Source organism: Protaetiibacter mangrovi (assembly GCF_024752305.1).
Taxonomy (GTDB): domain Bacteria; phylum Actinomycetota; class Actinomycetes; order Actinomycetales; family Microbacteriaceae; genus Homoserinibacter; species Homoserinibacter mangrovi.
Genome location: NZ_JANTHX010000007.1, coordinates 97,218 through 117,948 on the forward strand (window position 1 = coordinate 97,218; position 20,731 = coordinate 117,948).

Sequence of the window (20,731 nt, forward strand, 5' to 3'; positions counted from 1 at the left end):
TCTTCGCGCATCCGCGGGACGGATTCGCGCGCCCGCCCGCGCGTGCGGCCTGCCGAATAAGGTGAGGGGATGCAGACCTCGCACCCCCTCGACGACGAGGATGTCGATCCCTTCGCCGTCGCCCGCATCGCCGCCGGGCAGCTCGCGGAGGCGACCGGCGTCGAGCGCCACGACCTCGCGCTGACCCTCGGCTCCGGATGGGCGAAGGCCGCCGACCTCATCGGCGAGACCGTCGCGACCATCCCGGCGACCGAGATCCACGGCTTCAGCGCGCCCGCCCTCACTGGCCACGTCGGCACGCTGCGCAGCGTGCTGCTGCCGAACGGCAAGCACGCGCTCGTGATCGGCGCGCGCACCCACTTCTACGAGGGCCACGGGGTGCGCCGCGTCGTGCACTCGGTGCGCACCGCGGCGGCGGCGGGGGCGACGACGATGATCCTCACCAACGGCGCGGGCGGCATCAAGGAGCACTGGACGCCGGGCACCCCGGTGCTCATCGGCGACCACATCAACCTGACGGCCGCGTCGCCGCTCGAGGGCGCCACCTTCATCGACCTGACCGACCTCTACTCGGCCCGACTCCGCGCCGTGGCGCGGGGCGTGCAGCCCGACCTCGACGAGGGCGTCTACGTGCAGTTCCGCGGCCCGCACTACGAGACGCCCGCCGAGGTGCAGATGGCGAAGACCATCGGCGGCCACATCGTGGGCATGTCGACCGCCCTCGAGGCGATCGCCGCGCGCCAGGCGGGTATGGAGGTGCTCGGTTTCTCCCTCATCACCAACCTCGCGGCCGGCATCTCCCCCGAACCGCTCAGCCACGCCGAGGTGCTCCAGGCGGGCAAGGACGCCGAGCCGGTGATCTCCGAGCTGCTCGCACGCGTCGTGGCGGCGATCTGATGGGCACCGAGCTCGACCCGGTCGCCGCGGCCCGGGCATGGGCGGCGCAGGACCCGGACGAGGTCACCCGCGCCCAGCTCGAGGCGCTGCTCGCCCGAACCGACGCGGGCGACCCGGACGCGCGAGCCGAGCTCGCCAGCCGGTTCGCCGGGCGGCTGACCTTCGGCACGGCGGGACTCCGCGGTGAGCTCGGGGCGGGGCCGCTGCGCATGAACCGCGTGCTCGTCGCCCAGGCCGCGGCAGGACTCGCCGCCTACCTGCTCGCCCGCGACCCGCATCCCTCCGTCGTGATCGGCTACGACGGCCGCCGCAACTCCGCCGTCTTCGCGCGCGACACCGCCGAGCTCATGGCGGGCGCGGGCGTGCGCGCGGTCCTGCTGCCGCGGATGCTGCCGACCCCGGTGCTGGCGTTCGCCGTGCGCCACCTCGACACGAGCGCGGGGGTGATGGTGACGGCGAGCCACAATCCCGCGGGCGACAACGGCTACAAGGTGTACCTCGGCGGCCTCGACCACGGTTCGCAGATCGTGCCGCCCGCCGACGCCGCCATCCAGGCGGCCATCGTGGACGCCGCCGCCGGGTCGATCGCCGACCTCCCCCGTTCGGACGCCTACGAGACCGCCGACGACGAGGTGGTCGACGCCTACATCCGCCGCACCGCGGCGCGCATCGGGGATCCGCAGCCGCTGACGGTGGTCTACACCGCCATGCACGGCGTCGGGTGGGAGACCGCGAGCCGCGTCTTCGCGGAGGCCGGCTTCGCGCAGGTGGTCTCGGTCGAGGCGCAGCAGGATCCCGACCCGGACTTCCCGACGGTCGACTTCCCGAACCCCGAGGAGCCGGGGGCGATGGACCTCGCCTTCGCGACCGCCGCGGCACACGACGCCGACCTCGTGATCGCGAACGACCCCGACGCCGACCGCGTCGCCGTGGGCGTCCCCGACGGCGCGGGCGGCTGGATGCGGCTCTCGGGCAACGAGGTCGGCTGGCTGCTCGGCTGGCGCGCCGCGCGCCGCGTCGCCGAGCGGAACATCGACCACGGCACCCTCGCCTGCTCGCTCGTCAGCTCGCCGGCGCTCGGCGTGGTGGCGCGCAAGGAGGGTCTCGACTTCGCCGAGACCCTGACCGGCTTCAAGTGGATCTCGCGCGTCGGCGACCTGCTCTACGGCTACGAGGAGGCGCTCGGCTACCTGGTCGACCCCGACAAGGTGCGCGACAAGGACGGCATCTCGGCGGCCGTCGAGGTGCTCGGCCTGTTCTCCGACCTCCGAGCCGCCGGCACGGACTTCGCCGAGCACCGCGCGGCGTTCGCCGACCGCTACGGGGCCTTCGCATCCGGCCAGATCTCGGTGCGGGTGGCGGACCTCGCCCGCATCCCCGAGCTGATGGCGCGCCTGCGCCACGACCCGCCGCGGGCGATCGGCGGCATCCGGGTCGAGCGGATCGACGACTTCGCGGGCGGGTTCGGGCAGTTCCCGCCGAGCGACATCCTGCGGTACCAGCTCGAGGGCGGATCGCGGGTGATCGTGCGCCCCTCGGGCACCGAGCCGAAGCTCAAGTGCTACCTCGACACCCGGTGCGACGAGGGCAGCCCCGAGGAGCGCCAGGCGACCGCCGACGCCGCGCTCACCGCGCTCGACGAGGGCATGCGCGCGCTGCTGACCTAGCGTCGCGATCAGGCGGCACCGACGTCAGCCGACGAGATCAGCCCAGGGCGTTCTCGAGCTTGCGCTGCAGTTCGGCGGTGTCGAAGTAGTTCTCGACGACGATCACGTCGGCGAAGGTGCGCCCGATCGTCTCGACGAACTCCGGTCCCGTGAGGATCACCTGGGCGTCGTCGAGCTCGCTCTCGAGCATCGAGGCGTCGATCGCCACCACGCGCGCGTCGATGCCCAGGCGCTGCAGCGCCCGCTCCGCATTCACCTTGAGGATGCCGCTCGTTCCGATGCCCGCGCCGCACAGGGTCAGGATCTTCACGGGGCGACCCCGAGGATCCCGCGCACCTCGTCGACCGTCGCGGCATCCGCGATGCGCTCGACGGCATCCGAGTCGTTGAAGATGTTGGCGATCTCGGCGACCAGCTGCAGATGCCGCGCGCTCGAGGCCCCTGCGAGGGCGAGCACGACGCGCACCGGATCGTTGTGCGGATGCCCGAACGGCACCGGATCGGCGAGGGTCACGATCGCGAGGCCGTCGCGCCGCACGGCGGGACCGGGGCGCGCGTGTGCGAGTGCGAGGCCGGGCGCCACGACGACGTACGGTCCGTGGGCCTCGATCATGCGGATCATGTCGACCGCGTAGCCGGCATCGGTGGCACCGCTCGCCGTCAGGGCGCGTCCGGCGATCTCGACGGCCTCGCGCCAGTCGCGCGCGCGGGCACGCAGGACGACCGCCTCGTCCGGCAGCGGGGGCAGGGTGGCGGTGTCGTCCATCAGGCGGCGCCGAACCCGCGTTCGAGCAGCTCGACGAGCTCCGCGCGATCCTCCAGGGGCAGGAACGCGGCCTCGGCGGCGTTGATCTGGAACGTCAGCAGGTCGTCGAGGTCGTAGCCGAAGGCGTCGACGAGCAGGGCGAGCTCGCGCGTGAGGCTCGTGGCGCTCATCAGGCGGTTGTCGGTGTTCACGGTGACCCGGAAGCCCAGCTGGTAGAGCAGGTCGAAGGGGTGCGCGGTCAGGTCGTCGCCCCACGCGGCGATCGCCCCGGTCTGCAGGTTCGAGCTGGGGCTCGTCTCGAGGGCGATCCCCCGATCCTTCACCCACTGCGCGAGCCGGCCGAGGCTCACGTAGCTGGCCTCGTCGTCCTGCGACTCGATCGTGATGTCCTCGGCGATCCGCACCCCGTGACCGAGCCGCAGGGCGTGACCGTCGACGAGGGCGCCGCGGATCGACTCGAGGCCGTCGGCCTCGCCCGCGTGGACGGTCGCCGGGAAGCACTCGCGGGCGAGCAGGTCGAAGGCCTCGGCGAACCGACCGGCGGGGAATCCGGCCTCCGGGCCGGCGATGTCGAAGCCGACCGCGCCGCGGTCGCGGTGGCGCAGTGCCAGCTCGGCGATCTCGGTGCCGCGGTCGAGGTGGCGCATGGCGCTGATGAGCTGCCCCACCCGGATGCCGTGGCCGACCTCCGCCGCCGCGTCCACGCCCTCGTCGAGTCCGCGCTGCACGGCCTCGACCGCCTCGTCGAGGCTGAGACCCCGCGCCAGGTGCTGTTCGGGCGCCCAGCGGATCTCGCCCCACACCACGCCGTCGGCCGCGAGGTCCTCGACGAACTCGCGGGAGACGCGCGTGAGCCCCTCGGCGGTCTGCATGACGGCGGTGGTCAGGTCGAAGGTCTTCAGGTACTCGACGAGCGAGCCGGAGTCGGACTTCTCGGCGAACCAGGCGGCGAGAGAGTCGGCGTCCGATGCGGGCAGCTCGAGGCCGAGCGGCTCGGCGAGCTCGATGATCGTCTGCGGCCGCAGCCCCCCGTCGAGGTGGTCGTGCAGGGACACCTTGGGCAGTGCCCGCAGGTCGATCCCGTCGACGACGTGGTGGTGTGCGGATGCTCCGTCGCTCATGGTTCCAGCGTAGTCGCGCGGGGGGTGCCGATCCTGTGCCGGAGCCGAATGCCGGCGCCCCGGGACGGGCTATCCTGCGGCGCCGCCCGCGCCCGCGAGGCGGGTCGTGATGGCCGCCGCGGCCTCGATCGCGAGGTCGCGCACCCGGTCGGCGTCGGCCTCGCTGAAACTGGTGGCGACGTACGGCACGGTGAGGGCCGCGCGGGCGTGCCCGCGGGCGTCGCGCACGGTGGCGACGAGGTCGGCGATTCCGGGTTCGCGGGGGTCGTGGCGGCGCAGCGAGCCGTCGGTCGCGACCTCCGCGAGCGCGGCCGGGTCGACGGCCCCCGCGAGCGCGGCACGCAGCTCCGGCGGGGCGCCCGCCACCAGCACCGTGCCGGTCGCGCTGGCGAGCGGGAAGGCCGCACCCACCCGTACGCGGTATCCGAAGTCCGCCGGGCTCTCCACCTGGGCCACCACCCGCACCGCGTCGCCGTCGAGCACGGCCAGGTTGCAGGACTGCCGGATCTCGGCGGCGAGCCCGCGCATGACCGGCGTCGCCGCCACGAGCAGGCCGCGCAGCGGCGGGTGGCGATGGGCGAGGTCGAAGGGCGCCATCGAGAGGGAGTAGAGCCCCGACGCGCGGTCGCGGATGATCCAGCCGCGGTTCTCGAGCACGACCAGCACGCGGAAGATCTGCCCGACGCTGCGCCCGGTCGCCTCCGCGAGCTCGGTCTGGGTCGCGCCCTCGGCGCGGTCGGCGAGCACCTCGAGCACGTCGAGCGCCTTGTCGACCGCGGGGGCCGAGTAGTCGGGCTGGCCGCTCATGCCGCTCAGCGATCCGCGCCCATCGCTCGCAGCATGCGCCGGGCGATCTCGCGGTCGATGTCGTCGGGAACCGGCTGCGCCCCCGGGGCGAGCGCAGCGGCGCGCGTCGCGATCCGCTCGAGCGACAGGGTCTGCAGCAGGAAGCCGAGGTCCATCGACTCGAGCGAATTGCCCTTCGGCTCGCGCCCGGCGAGGTTCATCATCCGCCCGCCGGCGAGCAGCACCACGTGCCGACCGTCCGGCAGTTCGACGCGCTCGATCGCCTCGTCCATCCGGATGACGGATGCCGCGCCCGCCATGAGCTCCGGAACGTCGATCTCCCACGGGAAGTGGCCGCAGTTGGCGAGCACCGCGCCGTCGGCGACGCGCGCGAAGAACTCCGCACCGAGCACCCCCGGTCGGCCCGTCGCCGTGATGAACACCTCGCCCCAGTCGGCGAGGTCGAGCAGGGATGCGACGCGGAAGCCGTCGAGCGCCGCCTCGAACGCCTTCAGCGCGTCGACCTCGACGACCGCCACCTTTCCCCCGAGCTGGCGCAGGTAGTGGGCGACGCCGCGCCCGCACCATCCGTAGCCCGCGACCACGAAGCGGCGGCCCGGCACCATCAGGTTGGTGAGACGCATGAAGCTCTCGACCACCGACTGGCCGACCGCGTGCTTGTTCTCGCCGATCGCCTTCAGCAGGCTGTCGTTGATCACGATCACCGGGAACGGCACGCGCCCGGCGAGCTCGCCGCGCAGCCGGTCGCCGCCGGAGGTGGTCTCCTCGGTGCCGCCGAGCACGCGGGCGGTCTCGCCGCGTGCGACGATGCCGGCGGCGAGGTCGGCGCCGTTGTCGAGCAGGATGTCAGGCGCGGCCTCCAGCACCGAGGCGACGTTCGCGTGGTGCTGGTCGAGGCTGTCGTCGCGGCTGCCGAACACCGTCATGCCGGCCGCGCGCAGGTGGGCGACCACGTCATCCTGCGTGGAGCCGTGGTTGCCGGTCGCGACGATCTCGGCCCCGCCGGCCACGAGCGTCTCGAGCAGCACCGCCGTCTTCGGTTCGAGGTGCAGCGACATCCCGATGCGGTGTCCGGCGAAGGGCCGCGAGCGGCCGAGGTCGTCGCGGGCGGCGGCGAGCAGCGGCATGCGCGAGCGGATCCAGGCGATGCGTGCGGCGCCGCGAGCGGCGAGGTCGTCGGTGGCGAGGACGGTCATGCGGCCATCGTCGCACGGCTTGCGTATATGAACAAGCATTTCATATCTGATATCGCTGCTAGGATCGGCCCATGCCCCGCCGCATCATCCTGGACTGCGACCCCGGACACGACGACGCCATCGCGCTGCTGCTCGCCCACGGCAACCCCGAGATCGAGCTCGCGGCGGTCACGACCGTCGCCGGCAACGCCGGCATCGAGAACGTCACCCGCAACGCGCTGTCGGTCGCGCGCATCGCCGGCATCGCCGGGGTGCCGTTCGCGCGAGGCGCCGCCCGCCCGCTCGTGCGCAGCGTCGAATTCGCCCCCGACATCCACGGCGACTCCGGCCTCGACGGCCCGGCACTGCCCGAGCCGCTCTTCGACGTCGACCCCCGCGGCGCGGTGCAGCTCATCATCGACACCGTCATGGCATCCGAGCCGGGCGAGATCACGCTCGTCCCCACCGGCGCGCTCACCAACATCGCGCTCGCCGCGCGCATCGAGCCGCGCATCGTGTCGCGGGTGCGCGAAGTGGTGCTCATGGGCGGCGGCGTGCATGTGGGCAACTGGAACGCCACGAGCGAGTTCAACATCGTGATCGACCCCGAGGCTGCGCACATCGTCTTCAACGAGTCATGGCCGCTCACCATGGTCGGCCTCGACGTGACCCACCAGGCGCTCGCCACCCCGCAGGTGCGCGAGCGGATCGCCGCCGTGGGCACCCGGCCCGCCGCCTTCGTCGGCGAGCTGCTCGACTTCTTCGGCGCCACCTACCTCGAGGCGCAGGGCTTCACCTCGCCCCCCGTCCACGACCCGGTCGCGGTGGCGTACGTGATCGACCCGTCAGTGCTGCAGGTCGTGAAGGCGCCCCTCGACGTCGAACTCGCGGGCACGCTGACGCTCGGCATGACCGTCGCCGATCTGCGTCGCCCGGCACCCGCCGACTGCACGACTCAGGTCTCGCTCGGCCTCGACGAGCGCCGCTTCTGGGACCTCGTCGTCGACGCGCTGGAGCGCATCGGCGACCCCGACGCCTGACGCGCGGACTCATCCCGAGGCGTCACTTTGCGTCGCTTCTGGCGCTGTCTAGGCGACTCAAACCGACGCCTCACCACTCACCGGTCCTGCCCATCACGCTGGAGCACCGTCGCTCCCCCGTTTCGGGCTCCATGTTCTTCCGGGTATCGGTGGCACCACCAAGGTCGTCGCCATGCCGACACCGCCCGCTCCACTACCGCCCGACCTCGCGGCACCGGCGTTCGCCGTGCGCGACGCCCGTCGCATGGGGATCGATCGCAACAGGATGCGGCGTGGCGACCTGACCAGCCCGTTCCGCGGTGTACGCGAGACCGTCCCGTCGTCAGGCATCCGGGATCGATGTGCCGCCTACCAGACGATCATGCGGCCAGATGCGTACTTCTGCGGACCCACGGCTGCTCTCCTCTGGGGTCTGCCGCTCCCGCGTCGCCTGGAACTCGGCGAACCGCTGCACGTCGGACTCCCCCACGGGCAACGCGCGACCCGGCTCGCCGGAACCGCGGGACACCACTTCGTGATCACGGCCTCCGAGCTGACCATGCTCGACGGCATGCCGATCACGACGCCCGCCCGCACCTGGTGCGACCTCGCACCGTATCTGAGTCTCGAGGACCTCGTCGCGGCGGGCGATCGGGTGATCTGGCGGCGCGCCCCGCTCGCGTCCCTCGCTGACGTCCGAGAGATGGCCCGGGTGCATCCCGGGCGTCGTGGCGCACTCACGCGTGCGACCGCCCTGCCGAAGCTGAACGACCGATCGGATGCGAGGTCGGAGACCCAGCTGCGGCTGCGGTTCGCCGACGCCGGCTTGCCGCCGATGGTGGCGAACCACGAGGTGTGGAAGGACGGTCGGCTGATCGCCGAGATCGACCTCGCCAGCATCCGCTACCGCGTGGGCATCGACCACGAGGGAGACCACCACCGCACCGATCAGGCGCAGTGGCGGCGAGATCTGCGTCGCTTCGTCGAGCTCGAAGATGACAGCTGGTCGATGATCCGCTCCACTGCCGACGATCTGCGCGACACGAGTCGCCTCATCGAGACCGTCGAAGCCCGTTTGCGTCGCCGCGGCTGGACAGGCTGAGGCGTCGCTTTGTGTCGCCCCACCCCAGTCCACGACGACACGAAGTGACGCCTCAAGTCGAGCCTCGAGGGAAGCAGGATCAGTGACGGGTCGAGGCGTCGGTTTGCGTCGCCAAGATCGCACCTGAGGCGACCCAAAGTGACGCCTCGAAGAAGTCACGCCTCAGGCGAGGCGGGTGCGGATGAGGGGGCGCTCGGGCAGGGGGGTGCCGACGGGCGCGATCGTGTAGGCGCCCTCGAGCGACTCGAGCGCGCGGGGGAAGCGCGCCGGGTCGTCGGCGTGGAGCGTGAAAAGCGGATCGCCCGCACGCACCGCGTCGCCGGGTTTCGCGTGCAGGTCGATGCCGGCGGCGTGCACCACGGGGTCCTCCTTACGGGCGCGCCCGGCGCCCAGACGCCATGCGGCGACGCCGAACGGGAGCGCCTCCTGGGTCGCCAGCACACCGTCGGACTCCGCACGCACCGTGTGCGACTCGCGCGGGGTGGGCAGAGGCGCATCCGGATCGCCGCCCTGAGCGGAGATCATGGCGCGCCAGGTGTCCATCGCGCGACCGTCGGCGAGGGCCGCCTCGACGTCGGCATCCGGCAGGCCCGCCAGCTCGAGCATCTCGCGGGCGAGCGCGACCGTCAGCTCCACGACGTCCGCCGGACCACCCCCGGCGAGCACCTCCACCGACTCGCGCACCTCGTTGGCGTTGCCGATCGCGAGCCCGAGGGGCACGTTCATGTCGGTCAGCAGCGCACGCGTCGCGACGCCCGCCTCGTTGCCGAGCCGCACCATGGTGGCCGCGAGCTCGTGCGCGCGGTCGTAGTCCTTCATGAACGCGCCCGAGCCGAACTTCACGTCGAGCACGAGGGATGCGGTGCCCTCCGCGATCTTCTTCGACATGATCGACGACGCGATCAGCGGGATGGCCTCGACGGTGCCGGTGATGTCGCGCAGCGCGTAGAGCTTGCCGTCCGCCGGGGCGAGGTCGGCTCCCGCGGCGCAGACGACGGCGCCGACCGCGCCGAGCTGTGCGAGGAACTCCTCGTTGCTGAGGCGAGCGCGCCATCCGGGGATCGATTCGAGCTTGTCGAGGGTGCCCCCGGTGTGGCCGAGCCCGCGGCCCGACAGCTGCGGCACCGCGACACCGAACGAGGCGACGAGCGGGGCGAGGGGCAGCGTGATCTTGTCGCCGACGCCGCCCGTCGAGTGCTTGTCGGTCGTGGTGCGGCCGAGCCCCGAGAAGTCGAGCCGCTCCCCGCTCGCGACCATCGCGAGGGTCAGCTCCCGGATCTCGTCGCCGGTCATGCCGTTGAGGAACACGGCCATCGCGAACGCGGACATCTGCTCGTCGGCCACGTAGCCGCGGGTGTACGCGTCGACGAGCCAGGCGATCTCGGCGGCCGACAGCTCGCCGCGGTCGCGCTTGCGGTGGATGAGGTCGACGGTGTCGAACGGTTCGACCATCAGTCGTGGGCCTCGCGGTAGGCGGCGAGGGTCCGCGGGCCGAAGGCGTCGGGGATCACCTCGTCGATCGTCTTCACACCCGAGACGGTCTGCAGCAGCATCCCCTCGGCCGAGTGCTCGAACAGCAGCTGCCGGCAGCGTCCGCAGGGCATGAGCGCGTTGCCGTCGCCGTCCACGCACGTGAAGGCGACGAGCTTGCCGCCCCCCGTCATGTGCAGGGTCGACACGAGCGCGCACTCGGCGCACAGCGTGAGCCCGTAGGAGGCGTTCTCGACGTTGCAGCCCCAGATGAGACGACCGTCGTCGACGAGCGCCGCGACGCCCACCGGGAACTTCGAGTAGGGCACGTAGGCGTGCGGCAGGGCGGCGATGGCCGCCTCCCGCAAGCTCGCCCAGGTCTCGTCGGTGATCTCGACGGGCTCGGCGGGACGGGCGTCGCTCATGACTTGATGTACGGCGTGCCGTCGGCGGCGGGCGCCCGCGAGACGCCCACCAGCCCGGCGACCGCGAAGATCGTGACGACGTAGGGCAGCATCAGCATGAAGTCGGACGGCACGGGCGATCCGATGATGCCGAGCACGCTCTGCAGGTTGGTGGCGAATCCGAACAGCAGGCCCGCGAGGGTGGCCCGGATGGGATCCCAGCGCCCGAAGATCACCGCGGCGAGGGCGATGAAGCCCGCACCGTTCGTCATCTCCTTGCCGAACTGGCCGACCACGTCGAGCGTGTAGTACGCACCGCCGATGCCGACGACCGCGCCCGCGAGGGCGACGTTCCAGAAGCGCGTGCGGTTCACGTTGATGCCGACCGTGTCCGCCGCCTGCGGGTGCTCGCCGACGGCGCGCAGGCGCAGGCCCCAGCGGGTCTTGAACAGCCCGAACCACACCAGGAACACCGCGATGTACATGATGTAGACGATCACCGTCTGCCGGAACAGCACGGGGCCGAGGATGGGGATCTCGGAGAGCCCGGGGATCGGCCAGATGGGGAACTTGACGGGCGAGTTCAGCGACGGGTCGGAGGTGAGCACCTTCGAGTAGAAGAAGCTCGTGAGGCCCACGACCAGCACGTTGAGCACGACGCCGACGATCACCTGGTCGACGAGGTACTTGATCGAGAACGCGGCGAGCACGAACGACACCAGCATCGCGCCGACCATCGCGGCGATCAGCGCGATGACGGGCTGCCCGGTGATGGAGCCGATGATCGCCGCCGAGAACGCGCCGAAAAGCAGCTGGCCCTCGATCGCGATGTTCACGACGCCGCCGCGCTCGGAGATGACCCCGCCGAGCGCGCCGAAGATCAGCGGAACGCTGAGCGCGAGCGTGCCGACGAGCATGCCCGGCACGGGGATGTTCTTGTCGGCCGCCACCCAGGTGAGGAAGGCGAACAGGAACAGCACCGCGAACACGACCGAGATCCACAGCGGGGCACGGCCCGGGCCGAAGCGCACGAAGGCGACGGCGCCCAGGGCGGCGAGCACGAGCAGCACGGCGACGACGATCACCGTGATCTGCGTCGGCACCACGAGCGGCGCGAGCTGGATGGCGTCGACTGTGGTCGAGAGTGTGAAGGTGGTCTCCCCGGAGTTGGGGAACACGAACGCCATGAGCAGCGCGACGAGCGCGAAGACGCCCAGGATGATGGGGGTCTTCCAGCTGCGGACGAGCGCCTTCTCGTGCACGATCGGCGCGGATGCGGCGGGGGCGGGAGCGGTGGTCGTCACTTGGTCACCGCCTCGGGGGTCGCCGTGGTGCGCTTTCGACGGGCGGGCGGCTCCGCGTCGGGCCGGGGAAGCCGGAAGATCGAGCGCACCAGCGGGGGCGCCGCGATGAGCAGCACGATGACCGACTGCACGACGAGCACGATGTCGATCGGGATGCCCTGGCTCGCCTGCATCGTGTATCCGCCCGCCTTGAGCGCGCCGAACAGGATGCCCGAGAAGAAGACGCCCCACGGCTTCGAGCGTCCGAGCAGAGCGACCGTGATCGCGTCGAACCCGATCCCGGCGTCCACGCCGGCGGCGAAGCCGGTCGTCGTCGTGCCGAGCACCTGCGATGCGCCCGCCAGGCCCATGAGCCCGCCGGAGAGCAGCATCGCCACGATGTACACGCGGGTCACGCTGATGCCGGCGACGCGCGCCGCGTGGGGGTTCTCGCCGACCGCGCGGAAGCGGAAGCCCATGCTCGAGCGGTTGAGCAGGTACCACAGCCAGATGGTGGCGATGATCGCGAAGAGGAAGCCGAGGTGCAGGCGGTAGGAGCCCACGCCGAGCAGGTCCGACAGGGTCGGGTAGACGGCGCTCGGCAGGGCGGGCGGCGACTTCGGCGTGTTGGCGCCCGGCGCCTGCAGGGCGCCCGGCGTCTTCAGCAGGTAGGAGATCAGGTAGAACGCGACGTAGTTGAGCATGATCGTGACGATCACCTCGTGGGCGCCGGTGCGCGCCTTGAGCACGCCCGCGATCCCCGCCCACACGGCGCCGCCGACGCACGCCGCGACCGTGGCGAGCAGGATGTGCAGGGGCGCGGGGAGGTCGATCGACCAGCTGACCCATCCGGCGCACGCGGCCGCCACCAGGATCTGACCGCGTCCACCGATGTTGAACATGCCGACACGGAAGGTGAGCGCCACGGCGAGACCGGCCGTGATGAGCGGCGTCGCGAAGGTGAGCGTCTCGGTGAGCGGCTTGATCGCGTTGACGAAGTCGCCCCGCTTCGGGTTGTAGACCGCACCCTGGAACAGCGAGACGTACGCTCCGGACACCGACTCCCAGATGGCGCGGAAGGTGTCCCCCGGCCGGGCGAAGAAGTATCCGGCCGCCTTCTGCACGGCGGGGTCGGTGACCGCGATGAGGATCGCGCCGATGAGCAACGCGACCACGATCGCGAGCAGCGAGATCAGCCAGTTCGAGGTGAGGATCTCGCGCAGCACGCGGTTGGCCGCCGGCGGCGGGTCGGCCTGCGCGACCGGCGCCTCGGGAGCCCGCTGCTCCACGGGCACCTGTTCGGTCTCGACCGCCTCGGGGGTCTCGCCCGCGGGGGGCGTCGTCTTGTCGCTCACGCGGCGGCTCCTGTCGTCTCGCCGGCCATCATGAGGCCGAGCACGTCGCGCGGGGTGTCGCCCGGGACGATGCCCACGATCCCGCCGCGGTACATCACCGCGATGCGGTCGGCGAGCGCGACGACCTCGTCGAGCTCGGTCGACACCACGATCACGGGGATGCCCGCGTCGCGCGCCTGCACGATGCGGGTGTGGACGAACTCGATCGAGCCGACATCGAGGCCGCGCGTGGGCTGCGAGGCGACGAACAGCCGCAGTTCGCGGCTCAGCTCGCGGGCGAGCACGACCTTCTGCTGGTTGCCGCCGGAGAGGCGCCCGGCGTGGGTGTCGATGCCCTGGGCCCGGATGTCGAACTCCTCGAGCTTCTCCTGCGCGAAGTCGGCGAGCTCGCGCAGCTGCAGCGTGCCGACCTTCACGAACGGCTCGCCGACGGAGCGGTCGAGCATGAGGTTCTCGGCGATCGTGAACTCCGCGACGAGGCCGTCCTCCTGGCGGTCCTCGGGCACGAACCCGACTCCCGCATCGAGCACACGGCGCACGCTCTTGCCCACGAGCTCGACGCCGTCGAGGGTGATGGACCCGCTGGTGCGCGGCTGCAGGCCGAGGATCGCCTCGGTGAGCTCGGTCTGCCCGTTGCCCTGCACCCCGGCGATCGCGAGGATCTCACCGGCTCGCACCGTGAACGAGACGTCCTTCACGACGTACTGGTCGCGCGGATCGACCACCGAGAGCTCGGAGACGACGAAGGCGTCGGCGCCCGGGTCGGCGGGCGCCTTGCTGATGGTGAGCTCGACCGCGCGGCCGACCATCATCGACGCGAGCTCCGTGTTGGTCGCCTGAGGCGAGGCCTCGCCGACGACCTTGCCGAGGCGGATGACGGTGATGCGGTCGGCGACCTCGCGCACCTCGCGCAGCTTGTGGGTGATGAAGACGATGGCGGTGCCCGCCTCCTTGAGCTGGCGCATGATCGCCATGAGCTCGTCGGTCTCCTGCGGCGTGAGCACCGCGGTCGGCTCGTCGAACACGAGCACCTGCGCGTCGCGCGAGAGCGCCTTGATGATCTCGACCCGCTGCTGCACGCCCACCGGCAGCTCCTCGACGATCGCGTCGGGGTCGACGTCGAATCCGAAGCGGTCGGAGATCTCCCGCACACGGGCGCGGGCGGCGGCCAGGTCGAGCACGCCGGGGCCCCTGGTCTGCTCGTGGCCGAGCATGACGTTCTCGGCGACGGTGAACACCGGGACGAGCATGAAGTGCTGGTGCACCATGCCGATGCCCGACTTCATGGCGTCGCCGGGTCCGGCGAAGTGCTGGACCTCGTCGTCCAGCAGGATCTCGCCCTCGTCGGCCTGGTAGAGGCCGTACAGCACGTTCATGAGGGTGGACTTGCCTGCGCCGTTCTCGCCGAGCAGGCAGTGGATCTCACCGGGTTCGACCGTGAGGTCGATGTGGTCGTTGGCGACCAGGGCACCGAACCGCTTGGTGATGCCGCGGAGTTCGAGCTTCATTGTCTCAATCTAGGAAGTCGGTCTGCGACACGGCAACGGGGAGACCGGCGATGCCGGCCTCCCCGTGCCGTGGTGCGAAGAGGGGTTACTGCGGGGTCGCGGGCGAGGTGACCTTGAGGTCGCCCGAGATGATCTGAGCCTTCAGGTCATCGAGGGTGGCGCTCAGGTCGGCCGGGACCTTGGACTCCCAGTCGTGGAACGGGGCGATTCCGACGCCGCCGTTCTCGAGGGTGCCCACGTACGGCGCGATGTCGAACTTGCCCTCGGCCGCCGCCACGACGGTGTCGTGGACACCGGCGTCGACGCCCTTCATCACCGAGGTGAGGAGCAGGTCCTTGACCGACTCGTCGGTGTTGTACACGTCGGCGTCCACACCGATGAGGGCGATGTCGCCGCCCTTCTCGCGGATGGCCTCGGCGGCGCTCTGGTAGATCGGTCCGCCGACCGGCAGGATCACGTCGGCGCCCTGGTCGAGCAGGTTCTGGGCCGCGGTCTTGGCCTCGACACCGGCGGCGAAGCCGCCCGTGAAGGAGCCGGTCTGCGAGGCCTTGTCCCAGCCGATGGCCTTGACGGAGGTGCCGTTCTGCTCGTTGTAGTACGCGACGCCGTCGACGAAGCCGTCCATGAAGATGGTGACGGGGTTGATCTGGATGCCGCCGAAGGTGCCGACGACGCCGGTCTTCGAGGTGGCGGCGGCGGCGTAGCCGGCGAGGAACGCGGCCTCGGCCGTGTTGAAGAGGATCGGCTTGCCGTTCTCGGTGTCGTTGACGCCGTCGAAGTCGCCGTCGAGGCTGTCGTCGACGATCGCGAACTCGACATCCGGGTTGGCCTGCGCCGCGGTGATCGTGGCGGCCGACAGCAGGAAGCCGACGGTGACGATCATGTTGCAGCCCTCACCGAGGAGGCTCTCGATGTTCGGCGCGAAGTCGTCCTCCGAGCTCGACTCGACGTGCTTCTCCTCGATGCCCAGCTCCGAGGCGGCGTCCTGCAGGCCCTGCAGACCGAGCTCGTTGAACGAGTGGTCGTCGAACCCACCGGAGTCGGAGACCATGCAGGCCAGGAAGTCGGGAGCGGCGCTCTCCGAGGGCGTGTCCTCGGGCGCGGCGGCGCAGCCGCTGAGCACGATGGCGCTCGCGCCGAGGATGGCGAGGCCGGAGAGACCGGCCTTGCGGGTCGTGATTGTCACTGTGTCCTCCAAGAAGTCGCCGGGCAGGATGACCGGCGGATTGCGCAACACGTTACCTTCTGTGACGCGCGCCGAGACGTGAGCACCGGCGCTCGCAACAGAACAGTTACACAGCCGATCGGCTTCGGAAATACCTCGGAAATGTTCGTGCTCAGATGAGCACGCGTCGGCACCGCGTCCGCGGATTATCGCGGGCCACGAGCGCTCAGAGCACGTCGTCGCGGCCCGACAGCTTGAGCGCGTCGACCATGCTCTTGACCCGCTGGGCGTTGGCCGTGGTCGTGACCAGCAGCGCATCCGGGGTGTCGACCACGACGATGTCGCGCACGCCGATGAGCGACACGATCCGGTCCGACTGGCTCACGACGATCCCGCTCGACGCATCCGCGAGCACCCGGGCGTTCTCGCCGATGATCGACAGATCGCTGGCGCGTCCGCCCGACTTGAGCTTCGCGACCGACGCGAAGTCGCCCACGTCGTCCCAGTCGAAACGGCCGGGGATGACCGCCAGCCGTCCCTCCGCGGCGGCCGGTTCGGCGACCGAGTAGTCGATCGCGATCCGCCGCAGCGCGGGCCACAGCCGGTCGACCGCCGGTCCGCGGGCCGCCGGGTCGTCCCAGGCCTCCGCGAGCTCCTCGAGCTGCGCGCGCAACTGCGCATCGTAGGCGCCGATCTGATCGAGCAGGCGGTCGGCGCGGGAGATGAACATGCCGGCGTTCCACAGGTGCCTGCCGTCGGCGAGGTACCGTGCGGCGGTGTCGGCGTCGGGCTTCTCGACGAAGCTCTTGACGAGCAGGGCACCCGGGGCGCCCTCGATCGTGGCCGGGTCGCCGCACTCGATGTAGCCGAACCCGATCGCCGGCTCCGTGGGCTGGATGCCGATCGTCGAGATGTAGCCCGCGTCGGCGGCGGCGATGGCCTGCGCGACGGCGGCGCGGAACCCGTCCTCGTCGCCGATGACGTGGTCGGCGGCGAACGAGCCGACGATGACGTCGGGCTCGCGGCGCACCAGTATCGCGGCCGCGAGACCGATGGCGACGGTCGAGTCGCGCGGGTCGGCCTCGAGCACGATGTTGTGGTCGTCGAGCTCGGGGATCTGCTGCTCGATGGCGGAGCGATGCGCGCGACCCGTGACGATCAACACGCGCTCCGGTCCGGCCAGCGGGGCCAGCCGCTCCCACGTGCCGCGGAGCAGGGTGCGCCCCGACCCGGTGAGATCGTGCAGGAACTTGGGCGCGTCGGCACGGGACAGCGGCCACAGGCGCGAACCCACCCCGCCCGCCGGGATGATGCCGTAGAAGCGGTCGCGCGCCGAAGTCATGACGACAGCCTAGAGAGCGCCCCGCCCCGTTTATCTCGATATCGAGACAAGTTAGGTGAGCCTCAATCGCGGCCCCCGAGGGCCGGGCATAGACTGGAGACCGTTCCGACGACGAGCGACTCGCGAGGGAGATAGCGCCGTGACGAGCCAGGCCGCACCACCCGAGAGCCCCGCGGCATCCGTCCCCCTTCCCAAGAAGCGCAAGCTTCCCGCCGGCACGCTGTACCGCGGTCGCGAGGGGATGTGGTCGTGGGTACTGCACCGCATCACCGGAACGGCGATCTTCTTCTTCCTGCTGGTGCACATCCTCGACACCTCGCTCATCCGCATCAGCCCCGAGGCCTACGACGCCGTCATCGGCACCTACAAGACGCCGATCATGGGCCTCGGCGAGACGGCCCTGGTGGCGGCGATCGGGCTCCATGCCTTCAACGGCCTGCGCATCATCTTCATCGACCTGTTCTCGTGGGGCCCGCGCGCCCAGAAGGCGATGTTCTGGGTCGTCATCGGACTGTGGATCGTGCTGCTGATCGGATTCGTGCCGCGGCACCTGATGGTCGTCTTCGGAGGCGAGTGAGATGAGCACGCAGAACATCGCCGCGCCCCGCAGCCCCCACCTCAGCCACCGCAAGCGCCGCTTCAACATCGAGAAGTGGGGCTGGATCTACATGCGCGCCTCGGGCGTGCTGCTCGTGGTGCTGGTCTTCGGCCACCTCTTCTACAACCTGATCTTCCCCGGCAAGGTGTCGATCCTCGACTGGGCCTTCGTGGCCGGCAAGCTCGCCGACCCGATCTGGATCGTGTGGGATCTGCTGCTGCTGTGGCTCGCCCTCATCCATGGCTCCAACGGCATGCGCACCCTCATCAACGACTACGCACACGGCCGCTTCCGCACGTTGCTGCTGTGGGCGCTCGGCGCGACCACCGTCGTGCTGCTCGTGCTCGGCACCCTCGTGCTGACGACCTTCGACCCGTGCATCGGCGGCACCGACAACGCGGAGTTCGCCGCGATCTGCGCCGCCGCCCAATAGTGAGAGAGAACGTGAGCGACTACCTCGAGTTCGAAGACGGGGACGTCATCGACGGCGTCCACTACCACCGCCACGACGTCGTCATCGTCGGGGCGGGAGGTGCAGGGATGCGCGCGGCCATCGAGGCCGCTCCTCGCGCCAACACCGCCGTCATCACGAAGCTCTACCCGACCCGCTCGCACACCGGTGCGGCGCAGGGCGGCATGGCCGCCGCCCTCGCGAACGTCGAAGAGGACTCCTGGGAGTGGCACACCTTCGACACCGTCAAGGGCGGCGACTACCTCGTCGACCAGGACGCTGCCGAGATCCTCGCGAAGGAGGCGATCGACGCCGTCCTCGACCTCGAGAACATGGGCCTGCCCTTCAACCGCACCCCCGAGGGACGCATCGACCAGCGTCGCTTCGGCGGCCACACCCGCGACCACGGCAAGGCGCCGGTGCGCCGCGCCTGCTACGCCGCCGACCGCACCGGCCACATGATCCTGCAGACGCTGTTCCAGAACTGCGTGAAGCTCGGCGTCAACTTCTTCAACGAGTACTACGCGCTCGACCTCGTGATGACCGAGGTCGACGGGGTGCCGCAGCCCTCCGGCGTCGTGGCCTACGAGCTCGCCACGGGCGAGCTGCACGTGTTCCAGGGCAAGTCGATCGTGTTCGCCACGGGCGGCTTCGGCAAGATCTACAAGACCACCTCCAACGCCCACACCCTCACGGGCGACGGCGTCGGAATCATCTGGCGCAAGGGCCTGCCGCTCGAGGACATGGAGTTCTTCCAGTTCCATCCGACCGGCCTCGCCGGCCTCGGCATCCTGCTCACCGAGGGCGCCCGCGGCGAGGGGGCGATCCTGCGCAACGCCTCCGGCGAGCGCTTCATGGAGCGCTACGCCCCCACCATCAAGGACCTCGCACCGCGCGACATCGTCTCGCGCTGCATGGTGCAGGAGGTCGCGGAGGGGCGCGGCGCCGGACCGCACAAGGACTACGTGCTGCTCGACTGCACCCACCTCGGCGCCGAGGTGCTCGAGACGAAGCTGCCCGACATCACCGAGTTCGCCCGCACATACCTCGGCGTCGACCCCGTGGTGGAGCCGGTGCCTGTGATGCCGACCGCGCACTACGCCATGGGCGGCATCCCGACCAACGTCAAGGCCGAGGTGCTGCGCGACAACGACACCGTCGTGCCCGGTCTCTACGCGGCAGGCGAGTGCGCGTGCGTCTCGGTGCACGGATCGAACCGGCTCGGCACCAACTCGCTGCTCGACATCAACGTGTTCGGCAAGCGCGCAGGCAACAACGCCGTCGACTACGCCAGCACCGTCGACTTCACCCCGCTGCCCGCCGACCCGGCGAAGGCCGTGCGCGAGCTCGTCGAGGGCCTGCGCGACGCGTCGGGCACCGAGCGGATCGCCGCGCTCCGCAAGGAGCTGCAGGACGAGATGGACCGCAACGCCCAGGTGTTCCGCACCGACGAGTCGCTCGCGAAGGTCACCGAGACCATCCACGAGCTGCGCGAGCGGTACAAGAAGGTCTCGATCCAGGACAAGGGCCACCGGTACAACACCGACCTGCTCGAGGCGATCGAGCTCGGCTTCCTGCTCGACCTCGCGGAGGTCGTCGTGTACTCGGCGAAGAACCGCAAGGAGAGCCGCGGCGGCCACATGCGCGACGACTACCCGAAGCGCGACGACGAGACCTACATGAAGCACACGATGGCGTACCTGACGGGCGATCCGCACTCGGCCGACGCGGCCGACCACATCTCGCTCGACTGGAAGCCGGTCGTGATCACGAACTACCAACCGATGGAGAGGAAGTACTGATGGCGGGCGCTGCCACGCTCGAGGCGGTCGACAACACGGCGAAGGCCGAGGCTCCGATCCAGGCCTTCACGGTGACCCTCAACATCCGTCGCTACGACCCGGAGAAGGACGCGGAGCCGTACTGGCAGGACTTCGACGTCGAGCTCTACGCGACCGACCGCGTGCTCGACGCGCTGCACAAGATCAAGTGGGAGCAGGACGGCTCGCTGACCTTCCGCCGTTCGTGCGCCCACGGCATCTGCGGCTCGGACGCGATGCGCATCAACGGCCGCAACCGTCTCGCCTGCAAGACCCTCATCAAGGACCTCGACATCTCGAAGCCGATCTACGTCGAGGCCATCAAGGGGCTGCCGCTCGAGAAGGACCTGATCGTCGACATGGACCCGTTCTTCGCGTCCTACCGCGAGATCCAGCCCTTCCTCATCGCGTCGTCCAAGCCCGACAAGGAGCGCATCCAGTCGGTCGCGCAGCGCGAGCGCTTCGACGACACGACCAAGTGCATCCTCTGCGCCGCGTGCACCTCGAGCTGCCCGGTGTTCTGGACCGACGGACAGTACTTCGGCCCCGCCGCCATCGTCAACGCGCACCGCTTCATCTTCGACTCGCGCGACGAGGCGGCGAACGTGCGCCTCGACATCCTCAACGACAAGGAGGGCGTGTGGCGCTGCCGCACGACCTTCAACTGCTCGGAGGCCTGCCCCCGCGGCATCGAGGTCACGAAGGCGATCGCCGAGGTGAAGGCCGCGGTGCTGCGCGGCAAGCCCGACATCCCCAAGAAGTAACGTCAAGCCCCTCCGTGG

Annotated in this window: 20 protein-coding genes; 8 read left to right on the top strand and 12 right to left on the bottom strand. The window is 70.6% G+C overall.

The genetic code is table 11. From position 1 onward, the window contains the following. Positions 1-69 precede the first annotated feature (69 nt). Together NUH29_RS08085 and NUH29_RS08090 are read left to right on the top strand one after the other, a co-directional pair. Positions 70-897, top strand: coding sequence for a purine-nucleoside phosphorylase (locus NUH29_RS08085; protein ID WP_258798553.1), 828 nt, complete (start codon positions 70-72; stop codon positions 895-897). Continuing rightward, on the top strand, positions 897-2,564 hold the full coding sequence (locus tag NUH29_RS08090; RefSeq protein ID WP_258798554.1) for a phospho-sugar mutase: 1,668 nt from the start codon (positions 897-899) through the stop codon (positions 2,562-2,564). Before NUH29_RS08085 ends, NUH29_RS08090 begins: the two co-directional genes overlap by 1 nt. 37 nt (positions 2,565-2,601) lie before the next feature. On the opposite strand, the gene NUH29_RS08095 is transcribed toward NUH29_RS08090, so the two are convergent. From NUH29_RS08095 to NUH29_RS08115, 5 genes are all read right to left on the bottom strand, one after another. Further along, a complete protein-coding gene (locus NUH29_RS08095; protein ID WP_258798555.1) occupies positions 2,602-2,874 on the bottom strand; it encodes a PTS sugar transporter subunit IIB in 273 nt (90 codons plus the stop codon). Then, positions 2,871-3,329, bottom strand: a complete 459-nt coding sequence (locus NUH29_RS08100; protein WP_258798556.1) for a PTS sugar transporter subunit IIA — start codon at positions 3,327-3,329, stop codon at positions 2,871-2,873. Before NUH29_RS08100 ends, NUH29_RS08095 begins: the two co-directional genes overlap by 4 nt. Further along, entirely contained in the window at positions 3,329-4,450 is a 1,122-nt protein-coding gene (locus NUH29_RS08105) for an adenosine deaminase (protein ID WP_258798557.1), read from the bottom strand. Before NUH29_RS08105 ends, NUH29_RS08100 begins: the two co-directional genes overlap by 1 nt. A 69-nt stretch (positions 4,451-4,519) precedes the next feature. Further along, entirely contained in the window at positions 4,520-5,257 is a 738-nt protein-coding gene (locus NUH29_RS08110) for an IclR family transcriptional regulator (RefSeq protein ID WP_258798559.1), read from the bottom strand. A 5-nt stretch (positions 5,258-5,262) separates the two neighbouring features. Next, complete coding sequence (locus tag NUH29_RS08115; RefSeq protein WP_258798561.1) at positions 5,263-6,453, bottom strand: adenosylhomocysteinase; 1,191 nt, start codon at positions 6,451-6,453, stop codon at positions 5,263-5,265. A 71-nt stretch (positions 6,454-6,524) separates the two neighbouring features. Here NUH29_RS08115 and uriH point away from each other — a divergent pair, with 71 nt between their 5' ends. Beyond that, positions 6,525-7,472: a uridine-preferring nucleoside hydrolase UriH gene (uriH, locus tag NUH29_RS08120; RefSeq protein WP_258798562.1), complete on the top strand. Its 948-nt coding sequence runs from the start codon at positions 6,525-6,527 to the stop codon at positions 7,470-7,472. Positions 7,473-7,833: 361 nt separating this feature from the next. Beyond that, complete coding sequence (locus NUH29_RS08125; protein WP_258798563.1) at positions 7,834-8,553, top strand: putative endonuclease domain-containing protein; 720 nt, start codon at positions 7,834-7,836, stop codon at positions 8,551-8,553. Between the two features lie 162 nt (positions 8,554-8,715). Here NUH29_RS08125 and NUH29_RS08130 read toward each other — a convergent pair whose 3' ends face one another. From NUH29_RS08130 to NUH29_RS08160, 7 genes are all read right to left on the bottom strand, one after another. Beyond that, on the bottom strand, positions 8,716-10,005 hold the full coding sequence (locus tag NUH29_RS08130; protein WP_258798564.1) for a thymidine phosphorylase: 1,290 nt from the start codon (positions 10,003-10,005) through the stop codon (positions 8,716-8,718). Continuing rightward, a complete protein-coding gene (locus NUH29_RS08135; protein ID WP_258798565.1) occupies positions 10,005-10,448 on the bottom strand; it encodes a cytidine deaminase in 444 nt (147 codons plus the stop codon). Before NUH29_RS08135 ends, NUH29_RS08130 begins: the two co-directional genes overlap by 1 nt. After that, positions 10,445-11,731 carry an ABC transporter permease gene (locus tag NUH29_RS08140; protein WP_373317446.1) on the bottom strand — a complete coding sequence of 429 codons (1,287 nt, stop codon included), beginning with the start codon at positions 11,729-11,731 and terminating at the stop codon, positions 10,445-10,447. Before NUH29_RS08140 ends, NUH29_RS08135 begins: the two co-directional genes overlap by 4 nt. Continuing rightward, positions 11,728-13,065 carry an ABC transporter permease gene (locus tag NUH29_RS08145; RefSeq protein WP_258798566.1) on the bottom strand — a complete coding sequence of 446 codons (1,338 nt, stop codon included), beginning with the start codon at positions 13,063-13,065 and terminating at the stop codon, positions 11,728-11,730. The genes NUH29_RS08140 and NUH29_RS08145 overlap by 4 nt, the downstream gene beginning before the upstream one ends. After that, entirely contained in the window at positions 13,062-14,573 is a 1,512-nt protein-coding gene (locus NUH29_RS08150; RefSeq protein ID WP_258798568.1) for an ABC transporter ATP-binding protein, read from the bottom strand. Before NUH29_RS08150 ends, NUH29_RS08145 begins: the two co-directional genes overlap by 4 nt. Positions 14,574-14,658: 85 nt before the next feature. Further along, positions 14,659-15,759 (bottom strand): BMP family lipoprotein, encoded by a 1,101-nt coding sequence (locus NUH29_RS08155; protein WP_258798570.1) that lies wholly within the window; start codon positions 15,757-15,759, stop codon positions 14,659-14,661. 205 nt (positions 15,760-15,964) lie between these two features. Further along, on the bottom strand, positions 15,965-17,080 hold the full coding sequence (locus tag NUH29_RS08160; protein WP_258798571.1) for a mannose-1-phosphate guanylyltransferase: 1,116 nt from the start codon (positions 17,078-17,080) through the stop codon (positions 15,965-15,967). A 139-nt stretch (positions 17,081-17,219) separates the two neighbouring features. Between NUH29_RS08160 and sdhC the strand changes: the two genes are divergently transcribed. From sdhC to NUH29_RS08180, 4 genes are read left to right on the top strand one after another with little or no spacing between them, the layout of a single operon-like run. Beyond that, on the top strand, positions 17,220-17,657 hold the full coding sequence (gene sdhC / locus NUH29_RS08165) for a succinate dehydrogenase, cytochrome b556 subunit (RefSeq protein WP_258798572.1): 438 nt from the start codon (positions 17,220-17,222) through the stop codon (positions 17,655-17,657). Between the two features lies 1 nt (position 17,658). Continuing rightward, positions 17,659-18,111 carry a succinate dehydrogenase/fumarate reductase transmembrane subunit gene (locus tag NUH29_RS08170; RefSeq protein ID WP_258798573.1) on the top strand — a complete coding sequence of 151 codons (453 nt, stop codon included), beginning with the start codon at positions 17,659-17,661 and terminating at the stop codon, positions 18,109-18,111. Positions 18,112-18,122: 11 nt separating this feature from the next. Next, a complete protein-coding gene (sdhA, locus tag NUH29_RS08175; RefSeq protein ID WP_258798574.1) occupies positions 18,123-19,931 on the top strand; it encodes a succinate dehydrogenase flavoprotein subunit in 1,809 nt (602 codons plus the stop codon). Then, positions 19,931-20,713: a succinate dehydrogenase iron-sulfur subunit gene (locus NUH29_RS08180; protein WP_258798575.1), complete on the top strand. Its 783-nt coding sequence runs from the start codon at positions 19,931-19,933 to the stop codon at positions 20,711-20,713. Before sdhA ends, NUH29_RS08180 begins: the two co-directional genes overlap by 1 nt. Positions 20,714-20,731 lie beyond the last annotated feature (18 nt).

Excerpts from the sequence above, each read along its gene's own strand:
- NUH29_RS08085 (WP_258798553.1), top strand. The coding sequence starts at position 70 with ATGCAGACCTCGCACCCCCTCGACGACGAGGATGTCGATCCCTTCGCC.
- NUH29_RS08090 (WP_258798554.1), top strand. The coding sequence starts at position 897 with ATGGGCACCGAGCTCGACCCGGTCGCCGCGGCCCGGGCATGGGCGGCG.
- NUH29_RS08100 (WP_258798556.1), bottom strand. The coding sequence starts at position 3,329 with ATGGACGACACCGCCACCCTGCCCCCGCTGCCGGACGAGGCGGTCGTC.
- NUH29_RS08105 (WP_258798557.1), bottom strand. The coding sequence starts at position 4,450 with ATGAGCGACGGAGCATCCGCACACCACCACGTCGTCGACGGGATCGAC.
- NUH29_RS08110 (WP_258798559.1), bottom strand. The coding sequence starts at position 5,257 with ATGAGCGGCCAGCCCGACTACTCGGCCCCCGCGGTCGACAAGGCGCTC.
- NUH29_RS08115 (WP_258798561.1), bottom strand. The coding sequence starts at position 6,453 with ATGACCGTCCTCGCCACCGACGACCTCGCCGCTCGCGGCGCCGCACGC.
- uriH (WP_258798562.1), top strand. The coding sequence starts at position 6,525 with ATGCCCCGCCGCATCATCCTGGACTGCGACCCCGGACACGACGACGCC.
- NUH29_RS08125 (WP_258798563.1), top strand. The coding sequence starts at position 7,834 with ATGCGGCCAGATGCGTACTTCTGCGGACCCACGGCTGCTCTCCTCTGG.
- NUH29_RS08130 (WP_258798564.1), bottom strand. The coding sequence starts at position 10,005 with ATGGTCGAACCGTTCGACACCGTCGACCTCATCCACCGCAAGCGCGAC.
- NUH29_RS08135 (WP_258798565.1), bottom strand. The coding sequence starts at position 10,448 with ATGAGCGACGCCCGTCCCGCCGAGCCCGTCGAGATCACCGACGAGACC.
- NUH29_RS08150 (WP_258798568.1), bottom strand. The coding sequence starts at position 14,573 with ATGAAGCTCGAACTCCGCGGCATCACCAAGCGGTTCGGTGCCCTGGTC.
- NUH29_RS08160 (WP_258798571.1), bottom strand. The coding sequence starts at position 17,080 with ATGACTTCGGCGCGCGACCGCTTCTACGGCATCATCCCGGCGGGCGGG.
- NUH29_RS08170 (WP_258798573.1), top strand. The coding sequence starts at position 17,659 with ATGAGCACGCAGAACATCGCCGCGCCCCGCAGCCCCCACCTCAGCCAC.
- NUH29_RS08180 (WP_258798575.1), top strand. The coding sequence starts at position 19,931 with ATGGCGGGCGCTGCCACGCTCGAGGCGGTCGACAACACGGCGAAGGCC.